Here is a 15,972-nt window from a genome sequence, read left to right on the forward strand (position 1 = left end):
CTATGTGCTGCAACTATAGATGAAGTAAGGATTTTGTCCAAACTCATCAAGCCGTGCTTGAGACAACCACACGCTTGTATCGGCATGCCGCCAGACTATCGTTACAAACAGGCAAACACTTGGAACCGTCAGCAGTGCAGAGGACCGCACTACTGACGAATGGGACAAGAATTAGACTTCGTGGTAAATCGCTGCGCCCTCTTCCAGGAACTGTTTGGATTTTTCTTCCATACCCATTTTCAAGGCTTCCGCTTCTTCCAGGCCTTTTTGCTCAGCATAATTACGTACGTCCTGGGTGATTTTCATCGAGCAGAAATGCGGACCGCACATCGAGCAAAAATGCGCGACCTTGGCCGAATCTTTCGGTAAGGTTTCGTCGTGGAATGAGCGGGCTTTTTCTGGATCCAGGGCGATGTTGAATTGATCTTCCCACCGGAATTCGAACCTGGCCTTGGACATCGCATTGTCACGAATCTGCGCGCCGGGATGGCCTTTAGCCAAATCAGCAGCATGGGCGGCGATTTTGTAAGTGACGATGCCTTCACGCACATCTTGCTTGTTCGGCAGGCCTAAATGTTCTTTCTGGGTCACGTAGCACAGCATCGCACAACCGTACCAGCCGATGTTGGCGGCACCGATTGCAGAGGTGATGTGGTCATAGCCGGGCGCAATGTCGGTGGTCAAAGGCCCCAGGGTGTAGAACGGCGCTTCGAAACAGTCTTCAAGCTGTTTATCCATATTGACCTTGATCATTTGCAGCGGCACATGGCCGGGTCCTTCGATCATGGTTTGCACATCATGTTTCCAGGCGACTTGGGTCAGTTCGCCCAAAGTTTCCAGTTCGCCAAACTGGGCGGCGTCGTTGGCGTCGTAGATCGACCCCGGACGCAAGCCATCACCTAGCGAGAAGGACACGTCGTAGGCCTTCATGATTTCGCAGATTTCCTCAAAGTGGGTATAGAGGAAGCTTTCGGTGTGATGAGCCAAACACCATTTGGCCATGATCGAACCGCCGCGCGAGACGATGCCGGTCAGGCGTTTAGCAGTCAGCGGTACGTGATGCAAACGTACGCCGGCGTGGATGGTGAAGTAATCCACCCCTTGCTCGGCTTGTTCGATCAGCGTATCGCGGAAGATCTCCCAAGTCAGCTCTTCGGCTTTGCCATCCACTTTTTCCAGCGCTTGGTAAATCGGCACCGTGCCGATAGGCACCGGCGAGTTGCGCAAGATCCATTCGCGGGTTTCGTGGATGTTTTTGCCGGTGGACAAATCCATGATGGTGTCAGCGCCCCAACGGATACCCCACAACATTTTTTCGACTTCCTCTTCGATGGAAGAAGTCACCGCGGAATTACCCAGGTTGCCGTTGATCTTGACCAGGAAATTGCGACCAATAATCATCGGCTCCAATTCAGGGTGGTTGATGTTGGCTGGAATAATCGCCCGACCTCTGGCGACTTCCGAGCGGACAAACTCCGGTGTAATAAAGGATTGAATATTGGCACCGTAGGAAAAGCCTGGGTGCTGGCCCTGGTAACGGTCGCGCATCGCTTCAAGATTCTGGTTTTCGCGGATGGCGATATATTCCATCTCCGGCGTGATGATGCCTTTACGGGCATAATGCATTTGCGAGACATTGTGCCCGGCTTTGGCGCGACGTGGACTGCGAGTCAATTCAAACCGCAAATGCGCGGTCTTCGGGTCGTGCAAGCGCTCGTGTCCGTATTTGGACGTCGGACCGCTCAGTAATTCGGTGTCGCCGCGTTCCGTTATCCAGTTACCGCGTATCGAACCCAGACCTTTGTGCAAGTTCACATCCACATTCGGATCGGTGTAAACACCGGAAGTATCGTAAACAAAAATCGGTGGATTTTTTTCCGTGCCGAAGTGGGCCGGGGTATCCGACATGCTGATTTTACGCATCGGCACTTGAATATCGGCGCGACTGCCCTGGATATAAATTTTTTCCGAGGCGGGATAGGAATCGATTCTTACGCTACTACCGGTATCGGTCGTAATTTCATTGCGGACAGCGCTCATGCTTATCTCCAAAATCTCAATAAATCGCAAGCGCAGGGAAGATAGGGCTTTCCTACGCCGGTGTTAACCGGTTCAGGTTCGAAGGGTTTTTCTCAGCTTTCCGGGCTTGCATACAGCGGAAAGCACCCCTAGCCTTTCAGGTGACTTGCTAAGTTAAATGATAATCGAGCCAATTGCAAGCACGAAGCCAGGCCCAACAAGCACAAAAAGCTTATAAAACAATGGGTTTTACACACTCTCGATGTACTGCCGGCTCTATTGCTATCATAGCAACCATCGCCGAAGAACCCGCCGATATACCTGCGCTAAGTCTTGGGTTTTATTTCTACATCAATGGTTATGTCAAAAAACCAGGAGAAAAGATGACTTCCCTAAAAAAACAAAGCAAACGCCTGCTGAGCGAAATACAGGAATCGGCAAATCAGCTAGCGCTATTGACTAGCGATTTAACCTTGCTTGAAGACACACATGAATTGGCAGTAAGCCTAAAAACAAACGTCGGGACATTAAACCGGCAATTAGCAGGCTTAAAAAAGGCAGAATTCAACGCTACTTTGGCAGACTCCGAGATACTGGAGATATTGGATGACCTAATCGATAATGATCCAATTAGCACATTGGAACAACACCTGTTTGCTGCTCATACTGATCAAGAGTCAGGCGAAGTAGGTGAATTTTTTCAACAGCTACTGGATAAAATCGAAAAACTGTATACTCCGCTGCTGTCGTCCATCCAGCAATTAACAGCCATGCCGGATAAACTGTAAACAATCAGTGACTACGCTGTACAGAGAAACGCGCCAACGCTTCCAGGGCATGCCTGTACTCGGAATCAGGCAAGCATTGTAATGCCGCAATCGCCTTTTCGGCAGCCCTATCCGCACATTGCTCGGTATATTCTATGGCGTTAGTGGCTTTGACGACTTCGTAAACGTCGTTAAACGCGTCCCTCGAACCTTGCCGAATCGCATCGACCACAATTTTAGCCTGTTGCTCGTTACCATGCTGGATGGCATAGATCAACGGCAAGGTGGGTTTACCCTCAGCCAAATCGTCGCCTAAATTTTTCCCCAGTTCTTCGCTATTGGCTTTGTAATCCAGCGCATCGTCTATTAGCTGAAACGCTACACCCAATTGCTGTCCATAAACTGCCAACGCCTCTTCGATGGCGGGATCCGTCGCTGAAACGACTGCCGCCAAGCGGGTGGCTGTGCTGAACAAAATGGCGGTTTTGCGGGCGATGACTTCCAAATATCTGGCTTCACTAGTCTCCGGATTGTTGCAATTCAATAATTGCAACACTTCACCCTCGGCAATCGCGGTAGTGGTTTTAGACATAATTGCCATCACCCGCATATTATCGGTGCGCACCATCATTTCGAAAGCGCTGGAGTACAAATAATCCCCTACCAACACACTAGCCGCGTTGCCCCACACCGCATTCGCAGACTCCTTGCCGCGACGCAGAGCCGATTCGTCCACCACATCGTCGTGCAATAAAGTTGCGGTATGAATGAATTCGATCACTGCCGCCAAGATCAGATGATGATCATCAACCCTGCCCAGAGCTTTTGCTGCCAATAACAGCAACATCGGCCGCAATCTTTTCCCACCATTACCAATTATGTAATGCCCAATTTGATTAATCAGCACAACATCGGAGCTCAGTTCCTCTAAAATCAACCGGTCGACGGCTTGAGTTTCCGCGCTGGTTAAATTTTTGATTGAATCGAAGTCTATAGTGACTGACGCTGGCGTTGAAACTTTAGCTATCATGTAATGTTATGAACTTGTCGCTCGGTAGCGTATAACGTGAATAACCGGTCATGCTATGAATAATACCGAGTAGTGTCAATAGCACTCCCAGCAAACAGGTGTTGGACAGGTAGTTTCCTCTGGAATTTAAGTTTGACTGCGGATCGATTTAAAAATATAATCCTCTGTTCACTATTAACAGATCATGCTTGATGGAGCTTACGCTGATGTATGCGGTAATTCAAACAGGTGGTAAACAGTATCGGGTCGCAGAGGGTACTACCTTAAAAATAGAAAAACTTGAGTTGGGCGCAGGCGACAGCGTAGAGTTTGACAAAGTGCTGATGGTCCAATCAGGCGACTCCATAAAAGTAGGTCAGCCATTTGTCGAAGGCGGCAAAGTGACTGCAACTGTGGTTTCCCAGGGCAGACACAAAAAAATCAGAATCATTAAATTCAGAAGACGTAAGCACCACATGAAACAAATGGGGCATCGTCAATACTACACAGAAATCCAGATTACTGGCATTTCTGCATAATATAACGAGGATAGAAAATGGCTCATAAGAAGGCAGGCGGCAGTACTCGCAACGGACGTGACTCCCAAGCGCAACGACTTGGCGTTAAACGCTTTGGCGGCCAAGTTGTTAAAGCAGGCAACATTCTGGTTCGCCAACGCGGCACTCAATTCCACCCCGGCACCAATGTTGGCATCGGTAAAGACCACACATTGTTTGCAACAATGGACGGTAAAGTGGTTTTTGAAGAAAAAGGTCCGAAAAACCGTAAATACGTCAGCATTGCAGCAGCGTAAATTTCTTGGCTGTGCCAATTGGCACAACTGAAAGGAAAAGCCTCGTTTTCAGCGGGGCTTTTTTGTTTATACCGGTAAATTATGAGATTTGTTGACGAAGCGGAAATCCGCGTAGAAGCAGGCGACGGCGGCAATGGCAAAGCCTCATTCCGCCGCGAAAAATATATTCCCCTGGGCGGCCCCAACGGTGGCGACGGTGGCGACGGCGGCAGCGTCTACTTGGTTGCCACCGAAAACATCAACACCCTGGTGGACTTTCGCTATCACTCGACTCATCGCGCCCAGCGCGGCGAAAACGGCGGAAGCTGTGACTGCACAGGCAAGAAAGGCGACGACTGCTACGTCTCCGTGCCCCCCGGCACTACCGTTTACGAGGCCAATACCGGCGAAAAAATCGGCGACCTGACCAAACCCGGCCAACAATTATTGGTTGCCAAAGGCGGCTTTCACGGCCTGGGCAACACACGCTTCAAGAGCAGCATCAATCGCGCGCCGCAACAAACCAGCAAAGGCTCCTCCGGCGAACACCGGATGTTAAAACTGGAATTAATGGTCATCGCCGATGTTGGCTTGCTGGGCATGCCGAATGCCGGCAAATCAAGCTTGATTCGCACCGTCTCTTCAGCACGCCCCAAAGTTGCCGACTACCCATTCACAACCTTACACCCCAACCTGGGCGTGGTTAGAGTGGATGATCTACGCAGCTTCGTGATCGCAGACATCCCCGGCGTGATCGAAGGCGCCGCAGAAGGTGCCGGCCTTGGTTTGCAATTCTTAAAACATCTATCAAGAACCGGCTTGTTACTGCATATCGTCGACATTGCCCCATATGAAAGCGACGAAACTCCCGTTAGCGCAGCACGTAAAATCATCCACGAAGTGGAAAAATGGAGCGACGACCTGTCCAGCAAGCCACGCTGGCTGGTATTGAATAAGATCGACAACGTACCCGACGACGAAGTCGAGCAACACTGCCAAGCCATCGTCGACGAACTCGGCTGGAACGGCCCGGTATTCCTGATTTCCGCATTAAAAAACCAAGGCACCCAAGCGCTGATGTACGCCATCATGGATTTCCTCGACCAGCAAAAAGCCGAGCGAGATATGCAAGCACCGGAGCCGCGCCATGAGCCGTTCTGAGTTTTCGCAAGCCCAGCGCGTTGTCGTCAAAATCGGCAGCTCGTTGCTAACCGACGGCGGACGAGGCCTTAACAAGCAAGCCATTGCCGGCTGGGTCGCGCAAATGGCCGCACTCAAACGCCAAGGCGTCGATGTGGTGTTGGTATCTTCCGGATCGGTCGCGGAAGGCATGTCCCGTTTAAAGCTAAAAACTCGCCCGAAAACCTTGCATGAATTGCAAGCTGCCGCCTCAGTAGGGCAAATGGGCTTGGTCAGACGCTTTGAAGATGAATTTCAGCTACACGACGTGCTAGCCGCACAAGTACTTCTCACCCATGACGATCTTTCCGATCGCCAGCGCTACTTGAATGCCCGCAGCACTTTACTCACCTTGCTCGATTTCGGTGTCGTGCCGGTCATCAATGAGAACGATGCGGTCGCCACCGAAGAAATTCGCTTCGGCGACAACGACACTCTAGGCGCATTGGTCGCCAATCTGGTAGAAGCCGATTTACTGATCATTCTGACCGACCAGACCGGCTTGTTCGACGCCAACCCCAGCTTAAATCCAAACGCCAAGCTGATATCCGAGATCAGCGTGAACGAACCGTTACTTGATGAAGTGGCGGGCGGCAGCATCAGCGGCCTGGGACGCGGCGGCATGTACACCAAAGTCCGCGCCGCCCGCTTGGCCGCGCGCTCCGGCGCTGCCACAGTGATCGTGTCCGGCAAAATCGACAACGTCATCCCTGCCGTATTCAACGGTAACGAATTAGGCACTTATTTAATTCCGAACATCGCACCATTGGCCGCTCGCAAACAATGGCTGGCCGGGCAATTACAGCTAAAAGGCAGTGTGATATTGGACGATGGCGCGGTAAAAATTCTGAAAGATGCCGGCAAAAGCCTGTTGTCAGTCGGCGTAAAGGCCGTGCAAGGTTCGTTTAAACGTGGCGACCTGGTGTCTTGCCTGGATTTGCAAGGCAACGAAATCGCCCGCGGTTTAATCAATTACGGCTCGGAAGACGCAGTTAAAATTGCCGGAAAACCCAGCAGCGAATTCGAAACTTTGCTGGGCTATTCTGACGAAGACGAACTTATTCATCGCGACAACTTAGTGTTAGTCTAAGCCCGTCCGACTCGGCAATCAGCCAAGTCGGCAGGCGGGACTATCAAGTATTCTGGATAACAATATTTGGAAACCGACCACTATAGTCCCTGGCACGCATCGCCAACTTGGCCGCCATCTTCCGCGCAATCGCTTTGTAGATCTGCGCCGGGCGACCATCCGGATCGGCGACCAACGTAGGCCTGCCGCTATCCGCATACTCGCGGATATGAATATCCAGCGGTAAAGATCCCAACAAATCCAGCTTATTCTTGGTTGCCATCGCTACACCGCCGCCTTGACCAAATATCGCTTCTTCATGACCGCAATTGCAGCAAATATGCATGCTCATATTTTCTACTAGCCCCAATATCGGCACATTGACCTTTTCAAACATTCCCAAACCACGTTGCGCATCAATCAAGGCAATATCCTGCGGCGTGGTAACGATCACAGCGCCACTCACCGGTATTTGCTGAGCCAGCGTCAGCTGAATATCGCCGGTACCCGGTGGCAAATCGATAATCAGATAATCGACATCCTGCCATTGAGTTTGATTCAGCAACTGTTGCAAAGCACCGGTGACCATAGGTCCGCGCCAGATCATCGGCTGGTCCGGATCGATCAAATAACCAATCGAAATGGTCTGCACGCCAAACGAGATTTTCGGCAACATGCTTTTGCCGTCGGGACTATCGGGCTTACCGGACAGCCCCAGCATAGTCGGAATACTGGGGCCATAAATATCGGCATCCAGAATGCCCACATTGGCGCCTTCCGCCGCCAAAGCCAAAGCCAGATTCACAGAAGTGGTCGACTTGCCAACCCCGCCCTTACCGGAGGCCACCGCAATAATATTTTTCACATTCGGCAAGGGCTTTAGTGCTTTTTGCACCGAATGCGAAACGATATTGAAGCTTACTGCCACATCCAGCTTGCCAACACCGGGCAAGGTTTGCAGGCGCTGTATCAGCGTCGACTTCAACTCATCAAGATAACTTTTAGCCGGATAACCTAACTCGATAACAACGCTAACATCACTGCCATCCACACTGATTTTCTTAACGGATTTTGCCGAAACCAAGTCGGTTTCCACATTCGGGTCGATAAAATGTTTAAGTAAATTTTCGACAGCCGTTTTGTCAATGTTCGCCATGCGGAACTCCGAAGTAATGGGAAATAACAACCAAGTAAAACAGTGCGGATATGATAACACCTTAAAAGGACGTCATTAAATTCGCGCCATTGTTAAAAAATAGTTTTCTCTTGCATAATAATGCTTTATCGTAATGAATTAACACTTAGCCTTAATAGTTGATTCTTAATTAGGACTTAATGCCGCTTTAATCTGATTTTAATTTGGATCGCTTACCTTCAATCATCCAGCTCCGTCACTATCCGCGCCTATCATAAACATGTCAGCAGTCATTCAAAACCGTGCTGTTTCACCGATACCGCTAGTATTCGTTGCGACGATCATCAGCGCCTTGCTTAGCGGTTGCCAAAGCATACCGTTATTTTCCGACGACCAGCCGGAACACATAGTCTGGAACTCCAAACCCAACAATATAGCCAGTCATGAGTTTAACCTGAGCAGTGACCAAGGCATGGTCGGCGCCTTAGCCAGTATCAGCAGCCACGAAAACGATACACTTTCCGACATTGGCCGCCATTACGGCTTGGGTTACAACGATATTACTATCGCCAATGCCAATCTAGACCCTTGGACCTTGCCAGCCGAACAAACTGTGCTGCTGCCCTTGCGTTTCGTACTCCCGGATGCCCCGCGCAAAGGTATCGTACTGAATCTGGCCAATATGCGTATGTTCTATTATCCCAAAAACCGAACCGATAGCGTATTGACTTATCCGGTTGGCATTGGCCGCCAGGGCTGGAACACGCCACTGGGACAAACCCAAATTGTCGCGAAAAAGGCCAATCCGGACTGGACGGTTCCGGAGTCGATTCACCGCGAACACCAGGCACTGGGCGACCCGTTACCGAAAGTAATACACGCCGGCCCTGACAACCCACTAGGCAGCTATGCCATGCCCCTGGGCTTCAGCGGCTACCTGATCCACGGCACCAACAAACCTTACGGGATCGGCTTACAAGTCAGTCATGGCTGCGTACAGCTATACCCCGAAGATATAGAAGCCCTATTCAACAAAGTAGAAGTAGGCACGCCGGTAAGGATCGTCCACCAGCCCTATATGGCAACCTGGCAAGATGATATGCTTTATCTGGAAGCCCACCATCCATTGGACAAATGGGAAAAACAGCAAAAACAATTGCAAAAAGATATTCGCAAAAAACTGCAACAACTAGCGACTGAAAAACAAGCAACCGTTGATTGGGGTAAAGTCGAGCGTATCCTGCAACGTGCCGACGGCGTCCCGACCCCAGTATTGCCGGACAGTGCGGACCTGCCCGAACTAACTGCCGATGCGGTGCAACTGGCACATCCCGAACAATTCTACGGACAACCGGTCATAAACGATTTGAGCGATAAGGACTGGTCGATTCTGGCCGCCAATTTCGAAAACGAAACCGACGCACAAAAACTTGCAGCCATGCTCAATCACCAAGGACCGCCGATTCCTGCGCGTAAAATTGCCAAGGATGGTGGCTTCCAAGTAGTCGCCGGACCGTTTAAGAATAAGAAAGAAGCCAAAACCGTTGCACAACGCATCAAGCTGAATTTCGATATGGAGGTCAAAGCTATCGATCCGAAGCAGGCGACAAGAAACTGAGCACCGCTAATAGGTAAGCGCGACTTATTGGTGTTGCAACGCGGATTGCGTCAACAAGGCTAACGCCTGCTCGGCTGGCACGGGCTTGCTGAAATAATAACCTTGCCCGTAATTACACTGCTGGCCGCCTACTAAAAAGTCCAACTGACTCTGGTTTTCAACACCTTCCGCCACCAACTCCAATTTCAGCTGCCCCGCCATTGCCGAAATAGCCGAAACAATCGCTCTATCGTTAGCATCGGTACAAATATCCTTCACGAACGATTTATCGATTTTTAAGGTATCTAACGGAAAACGCTTCAAATAACTCAGCGAAGAATAACCGGTACCGAAATCATCCACCGAAATCCGCACCCCCAGCTTCTTGATCTGATTCAACGTATCCAGCGTAGTATCAAGCTTATGCATCAAGATACTTTCAGTGATTTCCAACTCCAGCAACTCCGGCGAAAGCCCGGTTTCTTGCAAAACATCCAACACCACATCCAACAACTGGCGCTGATCCTGGAAACGGTGAAACTGCCTTCCGGACAAATTGACCGCAATTCGAATCGGCATCCCGGCTAATTGCCAAGCGCGCGCCTGTTCGCATGCAGTCCGCAATACCCAAGTGCCGATAGGTACGATGAGCCCGGTTTCTTCCGCCAAACCGATGAATTGATCAGGCATGACCATGCCTAAGTCATGATTGTGCCAACGCACCAGGGCCTCCATGCCAATGATGCAACCACTGTCAATTTTCACCTGCGGCTGATAATGCAACATCAGCTCACCCAACTCCAACGCCTGGCGCAAATGATGCTCCAATTTCAGATAATGCTGAGCGGCGCTATTCATTTCCGGGGTAAAAAACTGATAATTATTTTTGCCCAGTTTTTTGGCGTGATACAAAGCAGAATCGGCCTGCGCCAGTAATTCGTCAAACGAAAGCGAATTATCCGGATAAATACTGATGCCGATACTGGCCCGAGAATAGATTTGATGCTCTTCAATCTGCAAAGGCTCGTTCAAGGCATGTAGTATTTTGATGGCCACTTTGGCGGCATCGAGACTATCGCCGACATTGGGCAGCATGATAATAAACTCATCCCCGCCCATCCTGGATGGCGTATCGCCTTCCCGCAAGCATGCGGAAATTCGCTTGGCAACCCCTCTAAGCAATTCGTCGCCAACAGCATGCCCAAAGGTATCGTTGATCGCCTTAAAATTATCCAGATCGAGAAATAGGAACGCAATAATCTCGCTCTTGCGCTGCGCTTGTGTAATGAACTGCAAGGCTCTGTCGGTCAGCAAGGTGCGATTCGGCAACTCGGTGAGCGCATCGAAATGGGCAATATAATCCAGGCGTTGTCTTGCACGTTTCACCTCCTCGATCTCGCGGGCGTTGTCGATTACCAGAGATAACGAATGCGCAAAGCTCAATGCCAGTTCTTCGTCATTCTTGGTAAACAGCTCGCCGCTATGCTTATCGCTGAGATAGATACGCCCATACACCCGGCCTTGATGGGAAATAGGCACTGCCAATAAGGATTTCATTTGCGGATGATGCAGCGGAAAACCAGCGCTACGTGGGTCCTTACTCATATCCGCAAGCCTTAACGAGACATTTTCCTCAATCACTGCCCCCAACAAGCCTCGCCCCTCGGGTAGCGGCCCTATTTGCACAGCCTGTTCGTCGCTAATTCCGGCATAAATAAATTCCTTCAACGCACCAACATTATCGACTATCCCAATAGCACCATAACGGGCATCCAACAAATTGCAAAGTGCATCGATGCCGGCCTGCAATAACTCGATTTCGATCGACGTATGCGCCAACACGCCCAATAAACTGCGCGCGGCATCGTTCAATGCTGCCAAGCGTTCAACCCACACGACGGCTTGCTCGTGGTTGATTTCCGCGGCAATCTTAAGGCGCATAGTCTCTTTCAGTAATTGCCGTTCGCGATTTAGTAGCGCTTCCAAAATACTTTGCCGGGTAACCACACCGACGAATTGACCTTTGTTGACTACCGCCAAGGCGCCCAGCTGATTTTCATCCAGCAGACCTAAAGCTTTGCGAACGCCAAACCTAGGAGAGATGCTAAGCAGAGGCCGATGCTCCACCAAATCGGCAAAAATCCAATTGGGATGTTTCGATATATCGTGATCGGTGGCCAAGCCGCAAAAATCCTCCGCCGACGCGTCCCGAAAAACAGCAAAAACGATATTGCCTGCAACGCTATAAGGGCGATCCTCTTCCTTAACCCGACAAACGTGCGGCCATAAACAATCGCCAACCACCAGTTGCTTCATAGCTTGGTATTTAGTTGGACGGAAATATCCATCTCCGCATGCAATATCTCATCAGCACTCATCAACGGCTTTATCTGATTCAATACAAAGTCCATCAACGCGTCTTTGCTAATACGCTTCAACAGGCTTTGTCGTACCAAAATATCGCTGATCACATCGTCATCTAACTCAACATGCTCAAACGGCGCCTTCACCAGTAACTCAATGGCCCGACGCATGGCAATGCAGCCAATCGGAGACTCCTTACCTAGCACCAACATGTCTTTTAACGGTGGAATAGCGTATTCGCCTAAGTTGGCAGAAATGTGAATTTGATTTTGGCTGGCTTTGTACATGGTCAAATGATCGAATTGTCTGACAAATTAAATGGTTAATTTAGCAGATTTTCAATTTCCGGAATTATTTTAGTACCAGCCGCACGCCGGCTTATAGACTTGGCATGCGGCTCGGCCACATGTCATGGAAATGACGAAAGGGAATTTTAAAAACTAGCGCTAAAGCCACACACTTTAGCGACAATGGTTAAGCAGGGATGAAGGGAAGCACTCGGAAAATAAGAAGCTTGTATCGCGTTGCCGGCTTGGTTAGCCAGACGATGGTCATCAACTAGACAAACCGGCAAACGCTATCCGGACGATCAAAGGGAGGGAGAGTGTCCGGTCACAAAACAGGCGGCTTTATCCACCCAAACGATCATCTCGATCAGACCATATTTATCAAAACCACCTACTCATTTCGCAAAGCCTTAGTCGGCAAGCTAACGAAGCAGACAGGTTTAATAGGTAAAAGTCCGACCATACAAGGGATCAATTACCTCCTTTAAAGGCGATTTCCAACGCATGCAAAGAATTGGCGCAATTGGCACTACCCTGAATACCTGGGTTATCGTGACAAGCTTGATTTTGGGCTCTGGCATCGTGGATATTGGCAACATACCAGGCGACGGTTTTTACCTCTTCATTAGCCGCTTCATTAGCATTGGTAACATTCAGTGCGGTGGTTAAACCCAGCGCAGCAACGGCAGCGGCTACTATCATCATGTGTGCTTTTTTCATAATAAACTCCTTGGCTTCTCGGTTATCGGGGGGCGATTAAAGCTCATACATGTCCGCATGAGCTGGCGATAATCTAACAAAGAATCCTAACGTTTAAAATGTGGCTTATTGCCGCGCGACAAAATGTCTCTACAGTGCGGCATATCACACAATTTTAGAAAATAAATCACAAAAACAACTGATAAAAAGCGTTAACAACAAAACACAATTTGCCAGCCCAAGCAAGCTGATAGAGAAAAGCAGAAGACGGCGCAATGAGCCAAAGCCATTGCGCCAGGGATTTATTTGACTTTAACCAGTTCCTTATCATTGCTGGAGAAACTGCAGATACCGGCCGCGAAGTAAGTACATTCTTCCGATTGCTCCAGTTTGGCACCGTTAGGCGTCAATTTGATCTTCACCGAACAAGAGCGAGCTTGGCCCTCAATGTGTTTTTTCAACACCAATTCGTTTTCGCCTACGCTTTTGGCTTCATCGGATACCATTGCGGAACAGGCGTGCTTGCCGGCTTCATCGGGGTTTGGCTCAAAATCCACATCCACCGTCGCGTTTATTTCTTTACCTAAGGTCGTAACCTTTAAATGCTGCACATGATTGCCGTCGCGTAACAAATAATGGTCGGTAGCAGCTGCGGCAGTACCGGAAGCCAGCATTGCGATGGCCAGAAACAAAATTTTTCTCATGATGTTACCTCTTCTTATAGGTTTAAGTGGTTCAAAAATGGGTAAGGCCAAGCTGACTTAGCGTGCCATGCCTGAAAGCATAGCGCTGAAGCTGTAGGCTTCGTCGGAATTGTACCTTACTGATCCCTATTACCAAAGATACGAAACACCCCGCGCCCCACACTTCCCAAGCAGGCAAGCAAACGGCAAGCTGCCGCCCAAACCATGAAAGCCCAGGCGATTTATGCCATAATCCGCCCTCATTTTCCCAGGCTGTTTTAACCCCCATGTCTAACCGAAAAATCCTTGTTACCAGCGCCCTGCCGTATGCCAATGGCCCGATCCATTTAGGCCACCTCGTCGAATATATTCAAACCGACATCTGGGTACGCTTCCAGAAACAGCGCGGGCACAATTGCTATTACGTCTGCGCCGACGACACCCACGGCACCCCGATCATGCTGCGCGCCGACAAGGAAGGCATTACTCCGGAACAGCTGATTGCTGCTGTCGAACAACAACATCGCGCCGATTTCCAGGAATTTGGCGTAGCCTTCGATCAGTATCACAGCACCCATTCTCCGGAAAATAAAGAATACTCGGCGCTGATCTACAAACGCCTGCTCGACGGCGGCCATATCAGCCAACGCAGCATCACCCAGGCTTACGATCCAGTCAAAAACATGTTTCTGCCGGACCGCTTCATCAAGGGCGAATGCCCTAAATGCGGCGCGGCCGACCAATACGGCGATAGCTGCGAAGCCTGCGGCGCCACCTATTCGCCGACCGAATTGAAAAATGCCGTCTCCGCCATCTCCGGCGAACGGCCCATCGAAAAAGACTCCGAGCATTACTTCTTCGAACTGGGCCATTTTTCCGAGATGCTAAGCAATTGGACTACTGCCGGCCACTTACAACCGGAAGTCAGCAACAAAATGGCGGAATGGCTGGAAAGCGGCTTGCAACAATGGGATATTTCCCGCGATGCACCATATTTCGGCTTCGAAATTCCCGATGCGCCGGGCAAATATTTTTATGTCTGGCTGGATGCTCCCATTGGTTACATGGCCAGTTTCAAACACTTCTGCGACCGCCAAGGCCTGGATTTCGACACCTATTGGCGCAAAGACAGCACCACCGAGCTCTATCACTTCATCGGCAAGGACATTATTTATTTCCACGCCCTGTTCTGGCCGGCCATGCTGCACGGCTCGGACTTCCGCACCCCCAGCGCGATTTTCGCCCACGGTTTCTTAACCGTAAACGGCGAGAAAATGTCCAAATCGCGCGGCACTTTTATCAAAGCTCGCACTTACTTGGATCATCTGAATCCGGAATATCTGCGCTATTACTTCGCCGCCAAACTTAGCGCCGGCGTCGACGACATAGACCTGAACTTCGACGATTTCAGCCAACGCGTCAACTCCGACTTGGTAGGTAAAGTGGTCAACATCGCCAGTCGCTGTTCCGGCTTCATCGCCAAGCGATTCGATGGCATGCTTTCGGCTGAATGCGCCGAGCCGGCTTTATTCCAACAGTTTGTGGACGCCAACAGCACCATCGCCGATCTGTACGAAAGCCGCGAGTTCGGCAAAGCGATGCGGGAAATCATGGCGTTGGCCGACAAAGCCAACCAATACATCGACGAGAAGAAACCCTGGCTGATCGCTAAAGAGGAAGGCCGTGACGCCGAGTTACATGCGGTATGCAGCATGGGCGTCAACCTGTTTCGGATGCTGGTAGCTTATCTGCGCCCGGTGATTCCAACGCTAGCAAACAATGCCGAAAGCTTTTTGAACATTACCGCGCAAAGCTGGCCCAGCGATGCCCAGCCGCTGCTCGGCCATAAAATCAATAGCTTCATACCGTTGATGACCCGAGTAGAACCGGACAAAATCGCCGCGATTGTGGAAGCCTCCAAGGAAAACCTGGAAAAAACCCCGCCGGTAACAGCTAAGCCAGCCAAACCAGTTGCCGCCGTGACCACAAACCCGGAGCAAGTGTCAAAAGCCATAGCCGAACCCATCGCCGAAGCCATCGAAATCGAAGACTTCGCCAAGATCGACTTACGCATCGCTCGCATCGTCAAGGCGGAATCGGTGGAAGGCGCGGAAAAACTGCTGCAACTGACCGTCGATCTGGGCGGCGAAACCCGCAACATCTTCGCCGGCATTAAATCGGCTTACGCCCCGGAAGAATTGGAAGGCAAGCTGACCGTGGTAGTCGCCAATTTAAAGCCACGCAAAATGCGCTTTGGCACCTCGGAAGGCATGGTGCTGGCGGCCGGCCCCGGCGGCAAAGACATTTGGGTGCTGTCACCAGACCAAGGCGCGCAGCCGGGCATGCGGGTTAAATAACGTAAAGTGCTGAC

At 50.4% G+C, this 15,972-nt stretch carries 14 protein-coding genes and 1 riboswitch; of the genes, 7 read left to right on the plus strand and 7 right to left on the minus strand.

Features of this window, described 5'->3' with window-relative positions:
• Window positions 1-171: 171 nt before the first annotated feature.
• A complete protein-coding gene (gene thiC, locus EBA_RS20785) occupies window positions 172-2,040 on the minus strand; it encodes a phosphomethylpyrimidine synthase ThiC (protein WP_192376487.1) in 1,869 nt (622 codons plus the stop codon).
• Window positions 2,041-2,072: 32 nt separating this feature from the next.
• A riboswitch (TPP riboswitch) is annotated at window positions 2,073-2,180 on the minus strand.
• A 33-nt stretch (window positions 2,181-2,213) separates the two neighbouring features.
• Between thiC and EBA_RS20790 the strand changes: the two genes are divergently transcribed.
• Window positions 2,214-2,807 (plus strand): hypothetical protein, encoded by a 594-nt coding sequence (locus tag EBA_RS20790; RefSeq protein ID WP_192376488.1) that lies wholly within the window; start codon window positions 2,214-2,216, stop codon window positions 2,805-2,807.
• Window positions 2,808-2,811: 4 nt separating this feature from the next.
• On the opposite strand, the gene ispB is transcribed toward EBA_RS20790, so the two are convergent.
• Window positions 2,812-3,816, minus strand: a complete 1,005-nt coding sequence (gene ispB / locus EBA_RS20795) for an octaprenyl diphosphate synthase (protein WP_192376489.1) — start codon at window positions 3,814-3,816, stop codon at window positions 2,812-2,814.
• Between the two features lie 206 nt (window positions 3,817-4,022).
• On the opposite strand from ispB, the gene rplU reads away from it, so the two are divergent.
• The 4 genes from rplU (at window position 4,023) to proB (ending at window position 6,857) form a co-directional block, all read left to right on the plus strand.
• Window positions 4,023-4,334 (plus strand): 50S ribosomal protein L21, encoded by a 312-nt coding sequence (rplU, locus tag EBA_RS20800; protein WP_036272927.1) that lies wholly within the window; start codon window positions 4,023-4,025, stop codon window positions 4,332-4,334.
• 17 nt (window positions 4,335-4,351) lie between these two features.
• Window positions 4,352-4,609, plus strand: coding sequence for a 50S ribosomal protein L27 (rpmA, locus tag EBA_RS20805; RefSeq protein ID WP_064037148.1), 258 nt, complete (start codon window positions 4,352-4,354; stop codon window positions 4,607-4,609).
• Between the two features lie 81 nt (window positions 4,610-4,690).
• Window positions 4,691-5,749: an Obg family GTPase CgtA gene (gene cgtA, locus EBA_RS20810; protein WP_192376490.1), complete on the plus strand. Its 1,059-nt coding sequence runs from the start codon at window positions 4,691-4,693 to the stop codon at window positions 5,747-5,749.
• Window positions 5,736-6,857: a glutamate 5-kinase gene (gene proB / locus EBA_RS20815; RefSeq protein WP_192376491.1), complete on the plus strand. Its 1,122-nt coding sequence runs from the start codon at window positions 5,736-5,738 to the stop codon at window positions 6,855-6,857. Before cgtA ends, proB begins: the two co-directional genes overlap by 14 nt.
• 43 nt (window positions 6,858-6,900) lie before the next feature.
• On the opposite strand, the gene apbC is transcribed toward proB, so the two are convergent.
• Window positions 6,901-7,992 (minus strand): iron-sulfur cluster carrier protein ApbC, encoded by a 1,092-nt coding sequence (gene apbC / locus EBA_RS20820; RefSeq protein ID WP_192376492.1) that lies wholly within the window; start codon window positions 7,990-7,992, stop codon window positions 6,901-6,903.
• A gap of 259 nt (window positions 7,993-8,251) precedes the next feature.
• Between apbC and EBA_RS20825 the strand changes: the two genes are divergently transcribed.
• On the plus strand, window positions 8,252-9,589 hold the full coding sequence (locus EBA_RS20825) for a L,D-transpeptidase family protein (protein WP_192376493.1): 1,338 nt from the start codon (window positions 8,252-8,254) through the stop codon (window positions 9,587-9,589).
• Window positions 9,590-9,613: 24 nt separating this feature from the next.
• Here the strand turns inward: EBA_RS20825 and EBA_RS20830 are convergent, their stop codons facing one another.
• From EBA_RS20830 to EBA_RS20845, 4 genes are all read right to left on the minus strand, one after another.
• Window positions 9,614-11,884, minus strand: a complete 2,271-nt coding sequence (locus tag EBA_RS20830) for an EAL domain-containing protein (RefSeq protein WP_192376494.1) — start codon at window positions 11,882-11,884, stop codon at window positions 9,614-9,616.
• Window positions 11,881-12,219, minus strand: a complete 339-nt coding sequence (locus tag EBA_RS20835; RefSeq protein WP_192376495.1) for a hypothetical protein — start codon at window positions 12,217-12,219, stop codon at window positions 11,881-11,883. The genes EBA_RS20830 and EBA_RS20835 overlap by 4 nt, the downstream gene beginning before the upstream one ends.
• Window positions 12,220-12,690: 471 nt before the next feature.
• Window positions 12,691-12,939: a hypothetical protein gene (locus EBA_RS20840; RefSeq protein WP_192376496.1), complete on the minus strand. Its 249-nt coding sequence runs from the start codon at window positions 12,937-12,939 to the stop codon at window positions 12,691-12,693.
• A gap of 281 nt (window positions 12,940-13,220) precedes the next feature.
• A complete protein-coding gene (locus EBA_RS20845; RefSeq protein ID WP_192376497.1) occupies window positions 13,221-13,622 on the minus strand; it encodes a hypothetical protein in 402 nt (133 codons plus the stop codon).
• Window positions 13,623-13,888: 266 nt separating this feature from the next.
• Between EBA_RS20845 and metG the strand changes: the two genes are divergently transcribed.
• Window positions 13,889-15,958, plus strand: coding sequence for a methionine--tRNA ligase (gene metG / locus EBA_RS20850; RefSeq protein WP_192376498.1), 2,070 nt, complete (start codon window positions 13,889-13,891; stop codon window positions 15,956-15,958).
• The last annotated feature ends 14 nt before the right edge of the window (window positions 15,959-15,972 follow it).

Origin of the sequence: Methylomonas albis (assembly GCF_014850955.1) — a bacterium.
GTDB classification, from domain to species: domain Bacteria; phylum Pseudomonadota; class Gammaproteobacteria; order Methylococcales; family Methylomonadaceae; genus Methylomonas; species Methylomonas albis.

Excerpts from the sequence above, each read along its gene's own strand:
- thiC (WP_192376487.1), bottom strand. The coding sequence starts at position 2,040 with ATGAGCGCTGTCCGCAATGAAATTACGACCGATACCGGTAGTAGCGTA.
- ispB (WP_192376489.1), bottom strand. The coding sequence starts at position 3,816 with ATGATAGCTAAAGTTTCAACGCCAGCGTCAGTCACTATAGACTTCGAT.
- rplU (WP_036272927.1), top strand. The coding sequence starts at position 4,023 with ATGTATGCGGTAATTCAAACAGGTGGTAAACAGTATCGGGTCGCAGAG.
- rpmA (WP_064037148.1), top strand. The coding sequence starts at position 4,352 with ATGGCTCATAAGAAGGCAGGCGGCAGTACTCGCAACGGACGTGACTCC.
- cgtA (WP_192376490.1), top strand. The coding sequence starts at position 4,691 with ATGAGATTTGTTGACGAAGCGGAAATCCGCGTAGAAGCAGGCGACGGC.
- proB (WP_192376491.1), top strand. The coding sequence starts at position 5,736 with ATGAGCCGTTCTGAGTTTTCGCAAGCCCAGCGCGTTGTCGTCAAAATC.
- apbC (WP_192376492.1), bottom strand. The coding sequence starts at position 7,992 with ATGGCGAACATTGACAAAACGGCTGTCGAAAATTTACTTAAACATTTT.
- EBA_RS20825 (WP_192376493.1), top strand. The coding sequence starts at position 8,252 with ATGTCAGCAGTCATTCAAAACCGTGCTGTTTCACCGATACCGCTAGTA.
- EBA_RS20830 (WP_192376494.1), bottom strand. The coding sequence starts at position 11,884 with ATGAAGCAACTGGTGGTTGGCGATTGTTTATGGCCGCACGTTTGTCGG.
- EBA_RS20835 (WP_192376495.1), bottom strand. The coding sequence starts at position 12,219 with ATGTACAAAGCCAGCCAAAATCAAATTCACATTTCTGCCAACTTAGGC.
- EBA_RS20840 (WP_192376496.1), bottom strand. The coding sequence starts at position 12,939 with ATGAAAAAAGCACACATGATGATAGTAGCCGCTGCCGTTGCTGCGCTG.
- EBA_RS20845 (WP_192376497.1), bottom strand. The coding sequence starts at position 13,622 with ATGAGAAAAATTTTGTTTCTGGCCATCGCAATGCTGGCTTCCGGTACT.
- metG (WP_192376498.1), top strand. The coding sequence starts at position 13,889 with ATGTCTAACCGAAAAATCCTTGTTACCAGCGCCCTGCCGTATGCCAAT.